The organism is Actinoplanes philippinensis (assembly GCF_900113015.1).
Lineage (GTDB): Bacteria > Actinomycetota > Actinomycetes > Mycobacteriales > Micromonosporaceae > Actinoplanes > Actinoplanes philippinensis.
Window position 1 is genome coordinate 76,541 of the sequence record NZ_FONV01000004.1, and the last position, 18,230, is coordinate 94,770.

Annotated in this window: 18 protein-coding genes; 11 read left to right on the plus strand and 7 right to left on the minus strand. The window is 72.9% G+C overall.

The genetic code is table 11. From position 1 onward, the window contains the following. Window positions 1–177: 177 nt before the first annotated feature. From BM290_RS10620 to BM290_RS10630, 3 genes are all read left to right on the plus strand, one after another. Window positions 178–1,539 carry a glycoside hydrolase family 10 protein gene (locus tag BM290_RS10620; protein ID WP_093612654.1) on the plus strand — a complete coding sequence of 454 codons (1,362 nt, stop codon included), beginning with the start codon at window positions 178–180 and terminating at the stop codon, window positions 1,537–1,539. Window positions 1,540–1,612: 73 nt separating this feature from the next. Then, the gene (locus BM290_RS10625; protein ID WP_093612656.1) at window positions 1,613–4,021 is read left to right on the plus strand and encodes a tetratricopeptide repeat protein; all 2,409 of its coding nucleotides are present in this window, start codon (window positions 1,613–1,615) and stop codon (window positions 4,019–4,021) included. Window positions 4,022–4,111: 90 nt separating this feature from the next. Beyond that, window positions 4,112–4,732 (plus strand): hypothetical protein, encoded by a 621-nt coding sequence (locus tag BM290_RS10630; RefSeq protein ID WP_093612658.1) that lies wholly within the window; start codon window positions 4,112–4,114, stop codon window positions 4,730–4,732. Between the two features lie 312 nt (window positions 4,733–5,044). Here the strand turns inward: BM290_RS10630 and BM290_RS10635 are convergent, their stop codons facing one another. Then, complete coding sequence (locus BM290_RS10635; protein WP_093612660.1) at window positions 5,045–5,785, minus strand: MBL fold metallo-hydrolase; 741 nt, start codon at window positions 5,783–5,785, stop codon at window positions 5,045–5,047. Window positions 5,786–5,839: 54 nt separating this feature from the next. Between BM290_RS10635 and BM290_RS10640 the strand changes: the two genes are divergently transcribed. Next, window positions 5,840–6,433, plus strand: coding sequence for a CGNR zinc finger domain-containing protein (locus BM290_RS10640; RefSeq protein WP_093612662.1), 594 nt, complete (start codon window positions 5,840–5,842; stop codon window positions 6,431–6,433). Between the two features lie 376 nt (window positions 6,434–6,809). Then, complete coding sequence (locus tag BM290_RS10645) at window positions 6,810–7,604, plus strand: protein kinase family protein (protein WP_203779325.1); 795 nt, start codon at window positions 6,810–6,812, stop codon at window positions 7,602–7,604. Between the two features lie 393 nt (window positions 7,605–7,997). Here the strand turns inward: BM290_RS10645 and BM290_RS10650 are convergent, their stop codons facing one another. Beyond that, on the minus strand, window positions 7,998–8,576 hold the full coding sequence (locus BM290_RS10650; protein WP_093612664.1) for a TetR/AcrR family transcriptional regulator: 579 nt from the start codon (window positions 8,574–8,576) through the stop codon (window positions 7,998–8,000). A 91-nt stretch (window positions 8,577–8,667) separates the two neighbouring features. On the opposite strand from BM290_RS10650, the gene BM290_RS10655 reads away from it, so the two are divergent. The 3 genes from BM290_RS10655 to BM290_RS10665 all read left to right on the plus strand — a co-directional run bounded on the left by BM290_RS10655 (window position 8,668) and on the right by BM290_RS10665 (window position 10,971). Next, window positions 8,668–9,114, plus strand: a complete 447-nt coding sequence (locus BM290_RS10655; protein WP_093612666.1) for an anthrone oxygenase family protein — start codon at window positions 8,668–8,670, stop codon at window positions 9,112–9,114. Window positions 9,115–9,673: 559 nt separating this feature from the next. Next, entirely contained in the window at window positions 9,674–10,399 is a 726-nt protein-coding gene (locus tag BM290_RS10660; protein WP_093612668.1) for a VOC family protein, read from the plus strand. Window positions 10,400–10,452: 53 nt separating this feature from the next. Next, window positions 10,453–10,971: a hypothetical protein gene (locus BM290_RS10665; protein WP_093612670.1), complete on the plus strand. Its 519-nt coding sequence runs from the start codon at window positions 10,453–10,455 to the stop codon at window positions 10,969–10,971. Here the strand turns inward: BM290_RS10665 and BM290_RS10670 are convergent. Then, window positions 10,943–11,416 (minus strand): VOC family protein, encoded by a 474-nt coding sequence (locus BM290_RS10670; protein ID WP_239143515.1) that lies wholly within the window; start codon window positions 11,414–11,416, stop codon window positions 10,943–10,945. The two genes, BM290_RS10665 and BM290_RS10670, sit on opposite strands and share 29 nt — an antisense overlap. Here BM290_RS10670 and BM290_RS10675 point away from each other — a divergent pair. Continuing rightward, complete coding sequence (locus BM290_RS10675; protein WP_093612672.1) at window positions 11,415–12,356, plus strand: helix-turn-helix transcriptional regulator; 942 nt, start codon at window positions 11,415–11,417, stop codon at window positions 12,354–12,356. The two genes, BM290_RS10670 and BM290_RS10675, sit on opposite strands and share 2 nt — an antisense overlap. A gap of 4 nt (window positions 12,357–12,360) precedes the next feature. On the opposite strand, the gene BM290_RS10680 is transcribed toward BM290_RS10675, so the two are convergent. The 4 genes from BM290_RS10680 to BM290_RS10695 are packed head-to-tail and all read right to left on the minus strand — an operon-like array spanning window position 12,361 to window position 16,225. Beyond that, on the minus strand, window positions 12,361–12,675 hold the full coding sequence (locus BM290_RS10680) for a DUF4387 domain-containing protein (protein ID WP_093612674.1): 315 nt from the start codon (window positions 12,673–12,675) through the stop codon (window positions 12,361–12,363). After that, on the minus strand, window positions 12,672–14,027 hold the full coding sequence (locus tag BM290_RS10685) for an acyclic terpene utilization AtuA family protein (RefSeq protein ID WP_093612676.1): 1,356 nt from the start codon (window positions 14,025–14,027) through the stop codon (window positions 12,672–12,674). Before BM290_RS10685 ends, BM290_RS10680 begins: the two co-directional genes overlap by 4 nt. Then, entirely contained in the window at window positions 14,024–14,971 is a 948-nt protein-coding gene (locus BM290_RS10690; RefSeq protein ID WP_093612678.1) for a phosphoglycerate dehydrogenase, read from the minus strand. Before BM290_RS10690 ends, BM290_RS10685 begins: the two co-directional genes overlap by 4 nt. 15 nt (window positions 14,972–14,986) lie before the next feature. Next, a complete protein-coding gene (locus BM290_RS10695) occupies window positions 14,987–16,225 on the minus strand; it encodes an MFS transporter (protein WP_093612681.1) in 1,239 nt (412 codons plus the stop codon). A gap of 96 nt (window positions 16,226–16,321) precedes the next feature. Here BM290_RS10695 and BM290_RS10700 point away from each other — a divergent pair, with 96 nt between their 5' ends. Further along, window positions 16,322–17,011 (plus strand): GntR family transcriptional regulator, encoded by a 690-nt coding sequence (locus BM290_RS10700; protein WP_093612683.1) that lies wholly within the window; start codon window positions 16,322–16,324, stop codon window positions 17,009–17,011. Further along, a complete protein-coding gene (locus tag BM290_RS10705) occupies window positions 17,008–18,090 on the plus strand; it encodes a tartrate dehydrogenase (protein WP_093612685.1) in 1,083 nt (360 codons plus the stop codon). Before BM290_RS10700 ends, BM290_RS10705 begins: the two co-directional genes overlap by 4 nt. Window positions 18,091–18,230 lie beyond the last annotated feature (140 nt).

Below are 18,230 nucleotides of genomic sequence, written 5' to 3' on the forward strand. Positions count from 1 at the left end.
TTTCTCTACGGCTCATCCGGGCTCACATCGCGCCAGAAGTTGTTTCTCAGGAAGTGTTATGCGGGCTACTCGGTGATTGTCGGGCTCGCATTTCTGCGAAATGCGCTGGCAACATGGAGAATCCCCGGATGGGAACGCTCCCATCCTGTTCGGTCCCCGCCGGAAAGGTTCCCCGCCATGTCCCTGTTACAGAGAAGCCGCTCCCTGCTGCTGGCCTCGGCCGTGGCGGGGGTCGTCGTCGCCTCCGGCTTCGCCCTGGTCGGCACCGCCGAGGCCGCCACCACGCTCGGCGCGTCCGCGGCCCAGACCGGCCGCTACTACGGCGCGGCGATCGCCGCCGGCCGGCTCGGCGACGGCACCTACACCGGTATCCTCAACCGCGAGTTCAACTCGGTGACGCCCGAGAACGAGATGAAGTGGGACGCCACCGAGCCGTCCCAGGGCCGGTTCACCTACACCAACGGCGACCGCATCCTCAACCAGGGCATCGCCATGGGCGCCAAGGTCCGCGGCCACGCCCTGCTGTGGCACCAGCAGGAGCCGGGCTGGGCGCAGTCGATGTCCGGCAGCGCGCTGCGCAGCGCCATGATCAACCACGTGACCCAGGTCGCCACCCACTACAAGGGCAAGATCTACGCCTGGGACGTGGTCAACGAGGCCTTCGCCGACGGCGGCAGCGGCGCGCGCCGCGACTCCAACCTGCAGCGCACCGGCAACGACTGGATCGAGGCCGCCTTCCGCGCCGCGCGGGCCGCCGACCCGGCCGCCAAGCTCTGCTACAACGACTACAACACCGACGGCGTCAACGCGAAGTCGACCGGCATCTACAACATGGTCCGTGACTTCAAGTCCCGTGGGGTGCCGATCGACTGCGTCGGCTTCCAGTCGCACCTGGGCACCAGCATCGCCGGCGACTACCAGGCCAACCTGCAGCGCTTCGCCGACCTCGGCGTCGACGTGCAGATCACCGAGCTGGACGTGGCGCAGGGCGGCAACCAGGCCAACATCTACGCCACGGTGACCCGCGCCTGCCTGGCGGTGGCGCGGTGCACCGGCATCACGGTCTGGGGCATCCGCGACAGCGACTCGTGGCGGACCGGCGAGAACCCGCTGCTCTTCGACAACTCGGGCAACAAGAAGGCCGCGTACACCTCGGTGCTCAACGCCCTCAACGCGGGCGGCACCAGCTCGCCCTCGCCCAGCATCAGCACCCCGCCGTCGCCCAGCACCAGCACCTCCCCCCAGCCCGGCGGCGGCTGCACCGCGACGGTGTCCCTCAACTCGTGGACCGGTGGGTTCGTGGCCAGCGTCAAGGTCACCGCCGGAGCCGCTCTCAACGGCTGGACCGTCACCGTGGCCCTGCCGTCCGGGAGCACCGTGACCAGCACATGGAGCGCGACCAACAGCGGAACCACCGGCTCGGTCGGCTTCCGCAACGTCTCCTACAACGGGCAGGTCGCGGCAGGAGGATCCACCGAGTTCGGCTTCCAGGGCACCGGCGCCGGACCCACCGCCACACCTGTCTGCACCGCCGGATAGAGCCGGACCTCGGACACCGCGGCGTCGGTTTCCGGACTGATATCGATCGACGACGGTGGTTCGCTGTGCGGTGATGGACGACTTCACCGCGCTGCCCGATCCGGGGCGGGCCACCTCGCTCGACGATCTCACCGAGATGCTGCGGGCACTGAAGGTGTGCGCCGGTGACCCCTCCTACGAGACGATCCGCCGCCGGATCACCGCGCGATGGCGCGCCGACGGGCGGCCCGCGGCCGAGGACGCCCGGCGGGCCACCGTCGCGGACTGTTTCCGGTCCGGCCGGCGGCGGATCAGCACCGATCTGGTCCTGGCGATCGTCGAAGCGCTCACCGCCGACCCCGGATACGTCACCCGCTGGCGGCACGCGCTGCAGGTGACCGGCAACGCCGCCCGGGCCGCCGCCCAGGTCCGGGTCCGCGCGGACCTGCCGCCGGAGCCCGCGACGTTCACCGGCCGCGTCACCGAGCAGGCCCGGCTCGGCCGCCAGCTCGACACCGGCGACCGGCCGGTCGTCTGCGTCGTCTCCGGCATGGCGGGGGCGGGCAAAACCCAGTTGGCGGTACGGGTGGCCCGCAACGCCGGCCACGACCGTGTCCTCTTCGTCGACCTGCGTGGCTACCACCCCGACCCGGACCAGCCACCCGCCGAGCCCGGCGCCGTGCTGGACGGATTCCTGCGCCTGCTCGGCATGGCCGGCCACCAGATCCCCTACGGCCTCGACGACCGGATCGCCGCCTACCGCCGCCGGCTGGCCGGAACCCGGACACTGGTGCTGCTCGACAACGCCGACAGCGCCGCCCAGGTCCGTCCCCTGCTCACCGGCCTCCCCGGCTGTCCGGTCCTGATCACCACCCGGCACCGCCTGGCCGGCCTCGGCCAGGTCACCCGGATCCTGCTGAACCTGCTGGAACCCGCCGAGGCGGTGGCCTACATGCGCAGCGCCACCGCCGGGATCCCGGCCGGCGACGACCCGCGCGCCGCCGACCGGATCGCCGCCCGCTGCCGACGGTTGCCGCTCGCGCTCAGCCTCGTCGCCGCGCACATCCGCGGCACACCCGGATGGACGCTCACCGACCACGCGGAACGCCTCGACGAGCGCCACGGGCCGGTCGACGACCGGGCGACACCGGCGATCGCGCTGTCCTACCAGCGGCTGAGTCCCCAGCGGCGGCGACTGTTCCGGCTCGCGGCGCTGCACCCCGGCCACGACGTGGACGCGCACTCGGTCGCCGCGCTCGCCGGGATCGCGCCGGCCGCGGCCCGCATGCACCTGCTGGCCCTGCAACGTCACCACCTGACGCACCCCGCCGCCGAGGCCCGCTACCACGCCCATGACCTGGTCCGGGCGTACGCGCTGCAACGCTGTGCCGACGAGGACCCGCCCGCCCGGCGACGGGCCGCGCTGACCCGCCTGTTCGACCACTACCTGAGCGCCGCCGGCGCCGCGATGGACGTCATCGCCCCCGCCGAACGGGCCGGCCGTCCACCGGCGCCGCCACCCGGCCCGACCACGCCGCAGCTCGGTGACCTCGCCGCGGCCACCTCCTGGCTGGAGGCCGAACGGACCACCCTGGTGGCGGTCATCGCCCACGCCGCCGAGAACGGCTGGCACCGCCACGCCACCGCGCTCGCCGCCACCCTGTTCCGCTGGCTCAACGGCGGCAACCCGGCGGACAGTCTCACGATCAACGGCCATGCGCTGTACGCCGCGCGGCTCGGCGGCGACCGGCAGGCCGAGGCACGCGCCCTGACCCATCTCGGTGTGGCCCACGTCCGGATGGCCCGGTTCGGACCTGCCCGGGAACGGCTGACCGAAGCCCGCACGATCTTCGAGGAGCTCGGCGACCTCAGCGGCGAGGGCACGACCCTGGACAACCTCGCCCAGATCGCCGAACGGGAGGACCGGCTGGACGACGCGATCGCGATGGCCGGGCGGGCGGCGCAACTCTTCGGGCGTACCGGCGAACCGACCCGGCTGGGCCGCGCCCTGATCATCCTGGCGACGATCGAGCAGCGCCGGCACCAGCTCGACGACGCCGCCGCACATCTCGCCCTCGCGATCCGGGTGCTCGGCGGCGAAGGCGACCGGATCGGCGAGGCCAACGCGCTCAGCGTGCTGGGTGACGTCGACACCCGCCGCGGGCTGCTGCCGGAGGCGGCCGGCAGCCTGACCCGGGCGCTGCAGATCTGCCGCGAGCTCGGCAACCGGGTCGGTGAGTCGTGGACGCTGGAGAGTCTCGGCGCCCTGGCCCTGCGCAGCGGCGACAAGGCCGGGGCGGCCCGGCACTTCCGGCGGGCGCTGACCGGATTCCGCGAGACCGGTCAGCGCGACGGCGTGGCGCGGGCCCTCAACGGCCTCGGCGAGACCGCGCCGCCCGCCACCGCCGCCGGACTGCACCGTGAGGCCCTGGCCATCGCCGTGGAGGTGGGCATCGTCACCGAGCAGCGGCGCGCGGAAGCCGGGCTGGCCCGGGTGAGCTGAGGAGCACCGGCGATCCCTCAACTCGCCGCGGCGTCGGCCGACACGTCAGAACGCCCGCTGTGCCCGACCCCGCCGCCCGAGGACTCCACCGTGCCCCTCGCTCCCCGCCGGACGACCGCGGTCCTGGCCGCCGCCCTCGCGCTCACCGCCACCTCCGCCTGTGCCACCACCGCAACCACGACCGTTGTGCCCCGGACGGCGCCCAGCGCGGCGCCCGTCGCCGTCCTGCACACGCCGACCCCGGCGCCCCCGGCCGGCAAGCCGCCCACCCTGGCCAACACCGGAACCGCCTGGCCCAGGGTCCTCGGCTCGCTGATCGCCTACGGTCAGTGGCTCACCGCCAACCCGAACCCCGCCCTGGCCACCACCATCACCGAACCCGGCTGCGCCTCCGCGAACCAGCTCACCACCGAGTTGCGGGCGCTCGTCGCCGACGGCGACTTCGTGAAGCCCAGCGCGCCGATCCTGACCAGCATCATCGCCCCGTCCGCGAGCCCGGGGACGATCTCGGCGGCCACCATCGGCATCCGGGCCACCCGGCCCGGTCAGGCGGTCTACCACAGCCCGTCGACGCTCGCCGGGAACGTGCCGTCGCTGCCGCCCACCGCGATGACCGTCTCCCTCGTCCTCGGCGCCGACAGCCACTGGCGCATCTGCACCGTCGTCGACCACGACGACCCCGATGGCGAGGCCTTCACCACCCTCCTCTGAGACCGGCCTGCCCCCACCGGGGCCGGCAGTCTCCGTCACGTGTCGGGTTGGCCGGCCGTCTTCGTCGACCGTCTACTTCGGTCCGGCCCGCTTCGCCAACCACCGAGCCGGGTCCGGCCCGCTTCGCCAACCACCGAGCCGGGTCCGGCCCGCTTCGCCAACCACCGAGCCGGGTCCGGCCCGCTTCGCCAACCACCGAGCCGGGTCCGGCCCGCTTCGCCAACCACCGAGCCGGGTCCGGCCCGCTTCGCCAACCACCGAGCCGGGTCCGGCCCGCTTCGCCAACCACCGAGCCGGGTCCGGCCCGCTTCGTCAACCACCGACCTGGGTCCGGTCGGCCAGGCCGGCGGCGGTGAACGCCTTCTCCAGGGCGTCGCGGCCCTCGGTGAAGTGCGCCCAGCTGTCGAAGTGCACCAGGACGACCTGCTGTGCGCCGAGAATCCGGGCGGCCTCGGCAGCCTGCGCGCTGTCCAGGGTGAGCAGCGCGCCGTCGAACAGCGGCGTCCGTACCGCCCCGGCGAAGATCACCGCCGTGCCGAACGGGCCGAACCGACCGGCGATCTGCTCGACCAGTTCGAGGGCGGCGTTGTCGCCGCTGACATAGACCGGTGGCAGCCCGTCGGCGGTCAGCACGAACCCGGTGACCTCGCCGGTGATCGGCTCGCAGCCCTCCGGGCCGTGCCGCGCCGGGACCGCGGTGATCGTCACCGCGCCGACCTGGACCGACCCCCACGGGGCCAGGCCGCGGGCGGCGCCGCCGAGCCGTGCGGCGCCGCCGACCGTGGTGAGGGTGAGCGGGACGGTGGCGAGCAGGGCGCGACCGGAGTCGTCGAGGTTGTCCGGGTGCTGGTCGTGGGAGAGCAGGACCACGTCGACGCGGCCGAGGGTGTCCGGGCTCGCGGCGGGCGGGGCGAGTTTGGTCAGGGAGACGCCGCTGGGTGAGACGTAGTCACGGGGCTCGTCGAAGGTGGGGTCGGTGAGCAGGCGCAGGCCGCCGTACTCGAACAGGGCGGTGGGGCCGCCGAAGGTCTGGACGGGGACGGCGTCAGCCATGGGAACCTCACGGATAGAAGGTCTGTCATCCGTGAAGCTAGCCGTTTGTCACGGATGAGCGCAAGCAGTACCGTGAGACCGGTGATCCCCGCAGCACCCGGCGCCGACCGTCACCCCGGGCTCGACCTGGCCAACAGCCGGCTCTCCCTGCCCGCCGACCAGACCCTCGACCTGCTCGCCACCCCCGCCGACGCCGGCCGCTGGCTGATCGACCGCGACCTCGTCCCGGCCGGCAGCGTCCTGCACGAGGTGTGCGCCGGCCGGCTGCGAGCGATGCGGGAGCACATCCGCGACCTGTTCGCGGCCCACCTGCGAGCAGCCGAGCCACCCGCGGCGGCGCTCGACGCGATCAACACCGCCGTCACCCGGGTGCCGACCGCCGCGCCACTGCGCTGGGATCCCGCCCACGGGCTCCACCGGGCGGCGCCGCACCCGACCGACCAGGTCGTCGACCACGCCCTCGGCGTCCTCGCCGCCGACACGGCCGACCTGCTGACCAGCGCCGACGCGGCCCGGCTGACCGCCTGCGACTCCCGGCCGTGCATGCGCTACCTGCTGCGCACCGGTCGCCGGCACTGGTGCTCGGTGCGCTGCGGTGACCGGGCCCGCGCCGCCCGCGCATACGCCCGCCGTACCGCATCGGCCTGACCCTCGCAAAGTCGATGGCGTGATCGCGGCGGCCTGGATAGCGTGGCGGCATTCACGAGCCCGAGGAGGTCTCGATGGTCTGCATGGTCCTCGGTGAGGTAGCCGCCACCGCCACGTCGCGCTGAGCCTCGCGCGTCGTAGCGGTCACCGCCTCCGGCGGTCGCCGCTGCCCGACGGTCGCCGCTGCCCGGTGGTCACTGCCCTGCCGCAGTCACCGCCTCCGGCGGTCGCCGCCGCCCGGTGGTCGCCGCCGCCCGGTGGTCGCCGCCTTCCCGCGGTTATCGCCCTCCGGCGGTCGCCGCCGTCCGGCGGTTCTTTTGGGCGCCCAGAGCCGGCGCCGCTTCACCGCTGCATCATGCCGACACGAGGAGATTTCGTGGATTCCGCACCATCCTTCGAGCCGCTGCCCGCGGCCGACGGAGAACCCACTCGAGTAGCACGTTACGGTTCCACCGTCCGGCGGCCCGCCGGGCCGTGGACCGGCACCGTTCACGCCCTGTTGCGTCACCTGGAGGAGGCCGGTTTCGCCGGCGCGCCCCGGGTGGTCGGCATCGACGCCGATGGCAACGAACTGGTGACCTGGATCGAGGGCGAGTTCGTGCACCCGCGGGCCTGGTCGGACCAGGGTGTCTGGCAGGTGGGCAGGTTGCTGCACGACCTGCACGCCGCCACTGCCGGTTTCCGCCCGCCACCCGACGCGGTCTGGCACCCGTGGTGGGCCCACCGGGACGGTCCCGGTTCGGTCATCGGCCACTGCGACGCCGGACCCTGGCACACCGTCGCCCGTGACGGGCTGCCGGTGGCGTTCATCGACTGGACCCTTGCGGGCCCGGTCGACCGCCTCGACGAGGTCGCTTCCACCGCCTGGTGGAACGCCCAACTCCACGGCGAGGACGTCGCCGCACGCAATGACCTGCCCGATCCGGTGGCCCGTTCCCGGCAACTGCGTCTGTTCCTGGACGGCTACGAGTTGCCCACGGCAGACCGGCCCGGCCTGGTCAACCGGATGATCGAGATCGCCATCCGGGACTGCGCCCACGAGGCAGCCCGCGCCCGGATCACGCCCGAGTCGACCGACTCGGGTCCGCTGTGGGCACTGGCCTGGCGGTCCCGCGCCGCCGACTGGATGATCCGCCACCGCACACTGCTGGAACGCGCCATGACGGCGTAGCACACCGCGGCCGGGGCGGCCGGCGAACAACCGGCAACCCCGGCCGTAGGTTTACCCCGCGGCTACGACCATAGGTCCGCCCGACGCTCCCAGCCATAGGTCCGCCCGACGCTCCCAGCCATAGGTCCGCACCACGGCCCCAACCGTGGGTCCAAACCAAGGCCCGACCCTTGGTCCGCGAGGCAGCCCCGACCGTAGGTCTTATCAACGGTCTCGACCGTCGGCGTTTTCCCTGCCCGCCGCGACCATGGGTTTGCGCGGCGGCTCCGGCCGCAAGGCCGCGAGGCGGTCACAACCGCAAGTCCACACGACGATCCTGACCACAGGCACCTCCCGGCCGCCACGGCCGTGGGTTTGCGCGGCGGCTCCGGCCGTCGGTGGCGGCCGGGGGCGTCAGAGGACGGCCAGCCGGTCCACCAGCAAATCGACACGGCGGCCGGTCTCCGCCGGCGGCAGGCGGTCCGCCCTGGTCAGGGTGGCCAGCCCGTGCAGGGCCGCCCAGAACAGTTCGGTGAACAGCCCCGGGTCCACACCGTCGCCGGCGACCTCGCCGAGGCTCTCCAGCAGGGCGGCGAAGGCGTCCTTGAGCGGCTCGGGAGTGTCCTCGCGGGCGAACGCCAAGCCCCCGTCGAGCTGGAACATGGCGTCGTAGACCGCCGGGCTGCGGGCGGCGAAGTCGAGGTAGGCACGGGCGAGGGCGACGACCCGGGCGCGCGGGCCGTCGGCGGCGGAGGCAGCGGCCCGCAGCGCGGCGGCCATCTCGGTGGCGCCCTGCAGCGCGACCGCGCCGATGATCTCCCGTTTGCCGCGGAAGTGGCTGTACAGAACGGGCTGGCTGTACTCGATGCGCTCGGCCAGCCGCCGGGTGGTGACCGCGTCCCACCCGTGCTGCTCGGCGATCTCACGGGCGGTCGCCAGGATCAGGCGCTCCCGGTCGGCCCGTTCCCGAGCCTTGCGTTCCTGTACCGACATGCCTCGACCCTAGCACCGCTAGAAAATCGAGCGCCAATGATGCTAGCGTTGCTAGGTCAGCTGTCAGAGCTAGTTTCAAGGAGCCGTCCTCATGCTCAGCACACTCCAGGTGATCACCATCGTGGTCGTCGGCGTCATGGTCGGCGTGGAGTTCGCCGTGGCCTTCGTCCTCAACCGGATCCTCGACGCCCTCCCCGACGACAGCGGCCAGCTCGGCCGGGCCCACGGCGGCCGCATGCTGGGCGCGGTGATGCCTTTCTGGTACGTCGGCTCGCTCGCCCTGGTCACACTCTGGGCCGTCACGGGATGGCACGGCCCCGGTACCGGCCTGGTCGTCACCGCCGGCGCGCTGCTGGTCGTCAGCGTGGTCATGTCGGTCCTGCTGCTGGTCCCGATCAACAACCGTGGCAAGACGTGGACCCCGGAGACCCGGCCGGCCGACTGGAAGCAGCAGTTGAACCGCTGGGACCGCTACCACTACGTCCGCGTCGCCGTCATCATCGCCGCGTTCGCTCTGCTGGCCGCCGCCTTGGTCTAGAACTCCCGGATTCCCCGCCGTCGGTGGAGATCGGCGTCCCTTCCGGAGGGCGACGACCACCACCGGGCCGCTTCGACACGACAGAGGGGGTACGCGGTGAATCCCGGCCGAATCGTGCCCGCAGCCGAGATGGTCGGGCGGTGGTGTTCGAGCGGGCCGGGTCGCCGGCGTGGGCGTGGGCCTGACCGGCGAGGGCTGGGTGTTTCAACGGCGAGCGGACGGCGCACCCGGGCACGCTGCTGCTGAAGGCGGCCCACGCCCTGACCGGCCGACCGCACGCCGCGGCCGACGGGCCGAGCGCACGCAGCGGCAGACGGGCCGGCGGTGGTGTGCCCGTTCTCGGCGGCCGGCCGGCACGCACATTCCCGGTACTCGTCCCCGCCCCCGCCGGTGACTTGACCCGGATCAGGCGCTCCGCCGCCGGGTCCGCGGGATTCAGGCCGGCCTCGCCGACGATCTGCACGAGCGACTCGAAAGCGGCGCGGCGCAGGCGGCCCGGGCCGGGGACGTCGGTCACGGGAACGCTGCTACCGGACGGGTGATCGATAGCATCGGCGGCATGGCGACACGGCTTGTGCAGATCAACATGAAGGCCCGGGACGAGGTGGCGCTGGGCCGGTTCTGGGCGCAGGCGCTGGGCTGGGGGATGTCCAGTGAGGGGCCCGGGGTGGTCAATCTCGAACCCGAGGGGTTCCGCTATCCGGACCCGATCGCCGTCGTCGTGGACCTGGTCGTGTCCGCCCAGCCCAAGACGGTCAAGAACCGGGTGCACGTCGACCTGGCCACCACCTCGGCCGAGCACCGGGAGGAGACGGTCGCACGGCTGACGGCGCTCGGCGCGACGTTCGCCGATGTGGGGCAGGGCGACGTGCCGTGGACGGTGATGGCCGATCCGGAGGGCAACGAGTTCTGTGTGCTGGACTCGATGTACGAGCGGACCGGGCCGATCGCGTCGGTGGTGGTCGACTGTGTGGATCCGCACGTGATGGCACGGTTCTGGGGTGAGGCGACGGACTGGACCGTGCACAGCGTGAGCGATGACGTCGCGGTTCTGCGGTCGGGTGAGGGCGTCGGGCCGTACCTCCAGTTCGCCCGTACCCCGGAGGTGAAGTCTGTCTGGAATCGTGTCCACCTGGATGTGCGGCCGTATCCGGGGGACGACCTGGCCGCCGAGGCGCAGCGGTTGCGGGCGCTCGGCGCGACCGCCGTCGACGTCGGTGACATCGCGTGGCGGGTCCTCGCCGACCCGGAGGGTAACGAGTTCTGCCTGCTCACTCCGAGCTGAGTCGCCACAGGACGCGCACAGATCGACCACATTCGTCGTCTAGGTTCGCCGGTGTGACCAATGAGGAATCGCCACGGCGGCGGCTGCGGGTGCTGCCGTGGCCCGTCGCGGTGCTGTGTGCCGGGATGCTGACGAACGCGGCCGCGACGATCTGGGACCTGGCCCATCTGGGTGAGTCGTTCAACTACGGCGACAGTCCGAACGGTGCTGTCGCGTACCTGCTGGAAGGTGGTTTCGCCTGGTTCCGGCTGGTCGGCACGGTGGTGCTGGCGCCGGTGTTGTGGGTGACGGCCCGGCGGGCGCACCGGCCCGGGTCGCGGGCGGCGGGCGTGGTCGGCCCGTTGTGCGTGCCTCTCGCCCTCTGCGGCGGGCTGCTGACCGGCACGAACGACGGCACCGACCCGGATCGGCTGGGCATCGTCCACGACGCCGGCACACCGGCCTGGGTCGGTGTGGCCGACGTCGTGGGGCCGGCGGCGATCCTGCTCGGCGCCGCCGGCGCCCTGGTCGTGGTGCTGCGGGCCGTCGTGAGCTGGTCGAGGGTCAGTCGAGGCGGCGGTGCGGCGGGGTGAAGAGGTTGACCAGGGTGCCGTCGGGGTCGCGCAGCAGCAGGGAGCGGTTGCCCCACGGCATCGTGGTCGGCGGCTGCACCAGGTCGTCGATGCTGTCGCGCAGGCGGGTGTACTCGGCGTCGACGTCGTCGACGCGGAACTCGACGATCGCCGTGCGGTTGCTCGCCGGTTCGGCCGATCCGGCGGCGAACAGGGCGACCGTGGCCGTGCTGCCGATGGCGAGGGTGGCGCCGGGCAGCGGGATCTCGGCGAAGTCGGGGGTGTGGCGGCGGGCGGTGCAGCCGGTGACGGTCTCGTAGAAGTCGGTGAGGCGGGCGACGTCGGCGGTGATGACGCGGACCGAGGCGAAATGCACGGCGTTCTCCTTGGTGAGGTGGTTACGCCGGGAACCGTAGCGGCGATACCGGACAGGGTCCGCCCGGTATTCGCGGGAGAATGCCGGCATGACGCAACCGACGGCGCGGGTGCTGGCCCTGCTGGAGATCCTGCAGAACGGCGGCACCCATCGGGTCGCCGACCTGGCCGGGCGTCTCGGGGTCGACGAGCGCACCGTCCGCCGCTACGCCGGCCACCTGATCGACCTGGGGGTGCCGGTCGAGTCGGTGCGCGGCCGGCACGGCGGCTACCGGGTGGCGCCGGGTTTCCGGATGCCACCGCTGATGTTCACCGACGACGAGGCCCTCGCCGTGCTGCTCGGGCTGGGGTCGACGCCCGGCGGGGCCGCGGCGACGGCGGCCGCCAAGGTGCGGCGGGTGCTGCCCAAGACGCTCGCGGCCCGGTTGGCCGCCCTGTTCGCGACGACCGACTTCACCGCGACGGTACGCCCGGAGCCGTCCCCCGAGACGGCGGTGATGCTGGAGCTGGCGGAGGCGACCCGGCAGCAGCGGCCGGCCGTGATCGGCTACACCGACCGGACGGGCCGGCGCAGTGACCGCACCCTGCATGCGTTCGGGATCGTCGCGCACTCCGGCCGCTGGTACGTGACCGGCCTCGATCCGGCCGCCGGTGGGCTGCGGACCTTCCGGCTGGACCGGATCAGCCGGGTGCGGGTGGTGGACGGCGTCGTCACGGTCCCGGCCGGGTTCCGGGCCGGCGACACGGTGCTGGCCGGTCTGGCCGCGACGCCGTGGCGCCACGAGGTGGTCGTCGCCGTGCAGGACGACGCCGAGGCGGTGCGGGCGGGGCTGCCGGCCGGGCTGGCCGTCGTCGAGGAGTCCGGCGAGCCCGGCTGGGTGCTGGTGCGGTTGCGGGCGGAGCGTCTCGACTGGTTGCCGGGGGTGCTCGCGGGGCTCGGCCGGCCGTTCGTGATCCGGCAGCCGGCCGAGCTGCGCGAGGTGGTCCGTGCCTGGGCGGACCGGGTGGCGGCGTGGGCGGCTGCCGGGTGACGTCTCAGGCGGGCAGCGGCAGCAGTGCCAGCGGCACGTGGTGCTGGCCGGCGTGGATGTCGCGGTCGAGCAGGCCGCCCTGCACGACCGGGCGGGGGAAGGAGATCTTGACGACGTTGAGCTGCGGGATGCGGAAGATCTGGATCGTCCGGACGTCGTCGATCGCGTAGAGGCGGGCGATCACCGGCTCGTCGAGGAAGGCCGGGTCGGCGACGATCGCGTAGCCGTCGGCGTCGCGGGCGAAGATTTCCAGGGTGACCCAGAACGGTCCGGCGTTCTTGGAACGGACCTCGTGTGCCAGGTCGGCGACGACCCTCATCGGCTCTCCTCCAGGTGGATGCGGAAGAGGCCGACCGGCGAGTCGACCTCGACGACGTGGTTGAGCACGAACTCGTACGCCGGGCCGCGTTCGGTCTCGGCCGGGGAGGTGGCGAACGCGAGGCTCGGCAGATGATCCATGTCGGGGGTGGGCAGGTGCAGCATCAGCGGGTTGGCGACCTTGGCGACGGCGGTGGCGGTCTCCTGGTCGGGTGCCTGCACGAGCAGCATCACGCCGACCTCGCGGGGCGGCGCCGCCGACGGGTCGAGCTTTTCCAGGATCGCGTCGTGGCCGTAGAGCCGGATGTCGAAGGAGTAGTCGTCCGGGCCGAGGCGCAGCGTGTTCGACACCCACTCGGTGATCATCGTCCGGAGCAGGGCGGCCCAGGTGTCGATCCGGCCGAGGATGTGCGGGTCCCGGATCGCGGTGAACGACATGGTCTGGTAGCCGGTCAGGCGTGCGCCCTCCAGCTTGATGGTGTGCTGTCCGGCGGGGTCGAAGCGGGAGCCGGTGACGCGGACGCGCCGGTCGTCGAGGGCGGTGTAGACGGCGTCGCCGACCTCGATGGTGCCGGCCGGCTCGCGCATGGTGAACGGGTTGACCGTCTCGTAGAGCATGTGCGCGGCCACCGACGACGGGGTGCAGGCGGCCGCCGGGTCGAGGGGCTCGATGGTGAACCCGCCGGCGTCGATGGTGGCCAGCACTCCCCCGGCCCGCGGGTTGGTGGTGCACTGCCCGCCGCACTCGACGATCTTCGCGGCGTGCCAGGTGGGTCCGGCCGGCATGCCTCTCATCAGCGGGTAGGCGGCGGCCAGGGCGGTGTCGGTGGCGCGGCCGGCGAGGACCACGTCGGCGCCGGATCGCAGCGCGGCGACGATCGGCTCATGGCCCATCATGCCGACGATGTTCTCGCAGCCGTCGAGCACGGCCGGGTCGAGCGGCCCGGCCGGCGGGAGCGGCCGGATCGGCAGGGCGGCCAGGTCGGACGCCTTCTGGGAGCTGTAGATGGTGGCCACGCGCAGGGTCAGGCCCTCGTCGGCGAGGATCTCACGGGTGATCGCGGCGACCCAGTCCACGCCGGAGTCGGTGCCGCTGGTGCCGCACGATCCGATGATCAGCGGGATCCCGGCGGAGGCGGCGGCGCGCAGCAGCAGGCGCATGTCGCGGGCCACGGCGGCGCGGGCGGTCTTGGCGACGCCGGCGCCGAGGTAATAGGGGCCGGAGTCGGTGGAGCCGCCGTCGACGGCGATCACGTCGGCGCCGAGTTGCAGGCCACGGGTCACGGTCTCGGGCGGGAATCCGCCGCCGAGCATGCCGGTCGGCACGAGTACGCGTACAGCGTTGTCAGTCATGCGTTCTTCCTGATCAGGTGGGCGTTGACGGCGGAGGCGGGTGTGCCGGCCAGGGCGGCGGCCAGCTCGCGGGCGCCGTCGAGGCCGGAACGGCGGCGGGCCTCGGCGGTCTGACCGCCCAGGTGGGAGTAGACGGTGATGCCGTCGACGCCGCGCAGCACGCTGTCGGCGGGCAGTGGCTCGATCTCGGTCACGTCGAGGGCGGCTCCGGCGATCCGCCCGGCGCGGACCGCCTCGGCGAGGGCGGGTTCGTCGACGATGGCGCCGCGGGCGGTGTTGATCAGGTGGGCGGACGGTTTCATGCGGGCGAGCGCGGCGGCGTCGATCAGGCGGCGGGTACGGCCGGTGAGCGCGGTGTGGACCGACACGAAGTCGGACTCGTGCAGCAGCTCGTCGAGGGTCGCCTGCCGGGCGTCGGGGATGTCGCCGGTGCACAGGACGGTCATCCCGAAAGCGATGGCCAGGGACGCCACCCGCTGCGCGACCGGGCCGCGGCCGATGAGTCCCACGGTTTTTCCGCTCAGTTCGTACCCCTGCTGTCTCGGCCAGGCCCCGGCCCCGACCCCGGCAGCCACCTGGACCAGCCGCCTGGCCTGGGCCAGCAGCAGTCCGATGGTGTATTCGGCGACGGCGTTGGCGTTGATGCCGGGCAGGTTGCTGACGGTGATGCCGAGCCGGGTGGCGGCGGCGACGTCGATCGAGTCGTAGCCGACGCCGGTGCGCACGACGGCCCGCAGCGTGGGTGCGGCGGCCAGGACCTGCCCGGTCATCGGCTCGTTGGCGATCAGCGCACCCTCGACGCCGGCCAGGGCGGCGATCAGGTCCTCCGGGCGGCGCACCCCGCGCATCGGGTCGTGGCGGGTGTCGAACCCGTGCTCGACGAGGTAGGTGTCGGCCTCGTCGCCGGGGCGGAGGTAGTCGGTGGTGATGAGAACAGTCGGCATGTCTGCTTCCGGGGTTCAGGCCGTGGCCGGGGTGGATTCGTGGGCTTTCTGCAGGCGGGCGAGGCGGGTCACGACCAGGACGGCGAGCAGGGCCGGCACGGCGGTGTCGAGCAGCATCCAGCGCCAGCCGAGCAGGTCGACGGCGGCGCCGATCAGGGCCGGGCCGGCGAAGCCGCCGAGGTACCAGGTGACGGCGTAGAGGCCGGTGTAGGCGCCGAGCATCCGGCTGGACGGGGCGAGGTTCCAGAGGGCGACGGCGGCGTTGATCGCGAAGCAGGCCGCGCCGGCGGCGCCGGCGCAGAGGATCACGACGGTGCCGGTGGCCGACGGCACGAGGGCGCCCGCGATCAGGGCCGCGGCGAAGACGGTCATGCCCGCGGCGATCACCCGCAGACGTCCGAAGCGTTCGGCGGCGAGCGCGGCCGGGTAGGCGGCGAGCAGGAAGGCGACACCGCTGGGCAGGGTGAGCCCGCCGGCCTCGCCGCGGGTCAGGGCCAGGACCTCCATGCCGTACGGGGTCATCAGCGACCGGGAGGCGAACCACGCTCCGCCGAACAGGAACACGGTGAGCAGCAGGAGCACACGCCGCCGGTCGCGGCTGGTGACGAGTTCGGCGACGACCGCCCGCAGCGGTGACGGCGGCGCGCCGGGCTCGTCGGCGGCCACGGCGGCCCGATAGCCCGGGGACTGGTTGTCACGGACCTTCGCGACCAGCGCCACGGTGACCACGAGCAGGATCACGGCCGGGATCGCGAAGGCCGCCCGCGGATGGTCGTCGACGACGAAGAGGCTGATCAGGGACGCGACGATGATGGTCAGCGACGTGGCGATCTTGACGATGGCGTTGGTCCGGCCGCGTCGCTCCGGGGCGATGAAGTCGGGGGTGAGCGCCTCGGCGAGCGGCCGCATGGTGTTCATCACCAGCGCGTAGCCGACCATCACCACGATCAGCACGGGCAGTGATGGGGTCCAGGGCAGCAGCAGGAAGAGCAGGGCGGCGATCGGCATGCCCACCACGAGGTACGGCACGCGGCGTCCCCACCGGGTGCGGGTGTGGTCGGAACGGTTGCCGATCCAGGGCTGGACGACGATGCCGAGCAGGTTGTCCATGCCCATCAGCACGCCGATGAGCGCGGCGCTGGCGACGTGGTCGCGCAGCAGGGCGGGCACCTGGTTGTCGTAGAAGTTCCAGGTCGCCTCCTGGGCGAACAGGGTGAGCGCGATGAAGAAGGTGATCCTGCGGGTTTCGGCCATGTCGCCTCCGTGTGTCCGGCGTCACGCTAATTTGCTACAGCAAAATCGTCAACGGTTGCAAAGCTGTTTAGCCATGGCATGAAGTAGAGTGCGGTCATGACAGTCACCGAGACGCTCGCCGACCAGGCGTACCGCCACGTCCGTGCGGCCATCGCCGCCGGCGACCTGGCCCCCGGGGAGAAGGTGACCGAGCGGGGCGTGGCGGAGCGCCTGGCGATCAGCCCCACCCCGGTCCGGGAGGCGCTGCGCCGGCTGGAGCTCGACGGGCTCATCGAGCGGATCGGCCCGCGCACCGTGCTGGTCGCCGCGATCCGCGACGCCGCCATCGACGACCTGGCCGAGGTCGAGGTCGGCCTGCGCGGCCTGGTCGCCCGGTTCGCCGCCCGGCACGCCACCGCCGCGCAGCTCGACGCCCTCGACGAGATCCTCGACCGGGCCGACGACCTGCTGATCCTGCTCAAGGAGCACCGCCGCCACGACCGGCCGACCGACCGTCATCTGACCGCGCTGCTCGACACGATGCAGGAGTTCAACGACACCGTCGGCGCGTGCGCCCACAACCCGGTGCTGATCCGGATGCTGGAGCAGAGCCGGGTCTTCTCCCGCCCCCGCCGCCGTGAGCTGCTGCTGCAGCGGGTGCACGAGGACGAGACGTTCGGCCTGGAGCGTTACACCAGCCACCGGGCCCTGGTCCGGGCCCTGCGCGCGGGTGACTCGGCCGGCGCCGAGCAGATCGCGTCGGCCGACGCCCAGGGCGGGCTCGCCGCGCTGCGGGAGGGCCGGTGAGCACGTACCGGATCGCGGTCATCCCCGGCGACGGCATCGGCAAGGAGGTCGTCCCGGCGAGCCTGGAGGCGCTGGAGGCGACGGCCGCGCGGTTCGGGCTGCGCCTGGAGCTGACCGGCTTCGGGTTCGCCAGCGCCGAGTACTGGCAGCGCCACGGGACGATGCTGCCGGACGACTGGGAGGCGACGCTGCGCGGGTTCGACGCGATCCTCTTCGGCGCGGTCGGCTGGCCCGCGGTGGTGCCCGACCACATCTCGCTCTGGGGCAGCCTGCTGCGGTTCCGCCGTACCTTCGATCAGTATGTGAACCTGCGCCCCTGCCGCCTGATGCCCGGCGTGCGCAGCCCGCTCGCCGGCCGGGCGCCCGGCGACATCGACTTCCTGGTCGTGCGGGAGAACACCGAAGGCGAGTACTCCAGCGTCGGCGGCCGGATCTTCGAGGGCACCGAGCGCGAGACGGTGCTGCAGGAGACGGTGATGACCCGCGTCGGCGTCGACCGGGTGCTGCGCTACGCCTACGAGCTGGCCGACCGGCGGCCGAAACGGCACCTCACCTCGGCCACCAAGAGCAACGGCATCGCCATCTCGATGCCGTACTGGGACGAGCGGGTCGCCGCGATGGGCGAGAGCTTCCCCGGCGTACGGGTGGACAGGTTCCACATCGACGCCCTGGCCGCGGAGTTCGTCCTGCATCCTGACCGGTTCGATGTGGTGGTCGCCAGCAACCTGTTCGGCGACATCCTCTCCGACCTGGGCCCCGCCTGCACCGGCACCCTCGGCATCGCCCCGAGCGCCAACATCAACCCGGACCGGACGGCGCCGAGCCTGTTCGAGCCGGTGCACGGCTCGGCGCCGGACATCGCCGGGCGGGGCATCGCCAACCCGATCGGCCAGATCTGGTGCGCCTCGATGATGCTGGAGCATCTGGGCCACCCGGCCGCGGCCGCGCACCTGCTCGGCGCCGTCGAGGACGTGCTCGCCCTCGGGCCGGGCGAGGCGCCGCTCACCCCCGACCTGCACGGCACCGGCACCACCGCCGAGCTGGGCCACGCCGTCGCCGAACGGGTCCGCGAGCGCTGACCGGCCCGCCGGGGTGTGCTCGTAGCGGCCTTCGTGACGGCTCACCAGGCTCCCGGCCGGTCCGGGTAGGGCCGGCCATACCCGGAACAGGGGTATCTGCCGTAGTGCCCGGGAGGCAGCGCCCTTGCTCTACTCGGACC

Excerpts from the sequence above, each read along its gene's own strand:
- BM290_RS10675 (WP_093612672.1), top strand. The coding sequence starts at position 11,415 with ATGACGCAACCGACGGCGCGGGTGCTGGCCCTGCTGGAGATCCTGCAG.
- BM290_RS10685 (WP_093612676.1), bottom strand. The coding sequence starts at position 14,027 with ATGACTGACAACGCTGTACGCGTACTCGTGCCGACCGGCATGCTCGGC.
- BM290_RS10655 (WP_093612666.1), top strand. The coding sequence starts at position 8,668 with ATGCTCAGCACACTCCAGGTGATCACCATCGTGGTCGTCGGCGTCATG.
- BM290_RS10640 (WP_093612662.1), top strand. The coding sequence starts at position 5,840 with ATGAGCGCAAGCAGTACCGTGAGACCGGTGATCCCCGCAGCACCCGGC.
- BM290_RS10700 (WP_093612683.1), top strand. The coding sequence starts at position 16,322 with ATGACAGTCACCGAGACGCTCGCCGACCAGGCGTACCGCCACGTCCGT.
- BM290_RS10660 (WP_093612668.1), top strand. The coding sequence starts at position 9,674 with ATGGCGACACGGCTTGTGCAGATCAACATGAAGGCCCGGGACGAGGTG.
- BM290_RS10690 (WP_093612678.1), bottom strand. The coding sequence starts at position 14,971 with ATGCCGACTGTTCTCATCACCACCGACTACCTCCGCCCCGGCGACGAG.
- BM290_RS10680 (WP_093612674.1), bottom strand. The coding sequence starts at position 12,675 with ATGAGGGTCGTCGCCGACCTGGCACACGAGGTCCGTTCCAAGAACGCC.
- BM290_RS10695 (WP_093612681.1), bottom strand. The coding sequence starts at position 16,225 with ATGGCCGAAACCCGCAGGATCACCTTCTTCATCGCGCTCACCCTGTTC.
- BM290_RS10635 (WP_093612660.1), bottom strand. The coding sequence starts at position 5,785 with ATGGCTGACGCCGTCCCCGTCCAGACCTTCGGCGGCCCCACCGCCCTG.
- BM290_RS10650 (WP_093612664.1), bottom strand. The coding sequence starts at position 8,576 with ATGTCGGTACAGGAACGCAAGGCTCGGGAACGGGCCGACCGGGAGCGC.
- BM290_RS10625 (WP_093612656.1), top strand. The coding sequence starts at position 1,613 with ATGGACGACTTCACCGCGCTGCCCGATCCGGGGCGGGCCACCTCGCTC.
- BM290_RS10620 (WP_093612654.1), top strand. The coding sequence starts at position 178 with ATGTCCCTGTTACAGAGAAGCCGCTCCCTGCTGCTGGCCTCGGCCGTG.
- BM290_RS10670 (WP_239143515.1), bottom strand. The coding sequence starts at position 11,416 with ATGCCGGCATTCTCCCGCGAATACCGGGCGGACCCTGTCCGGTATCGC.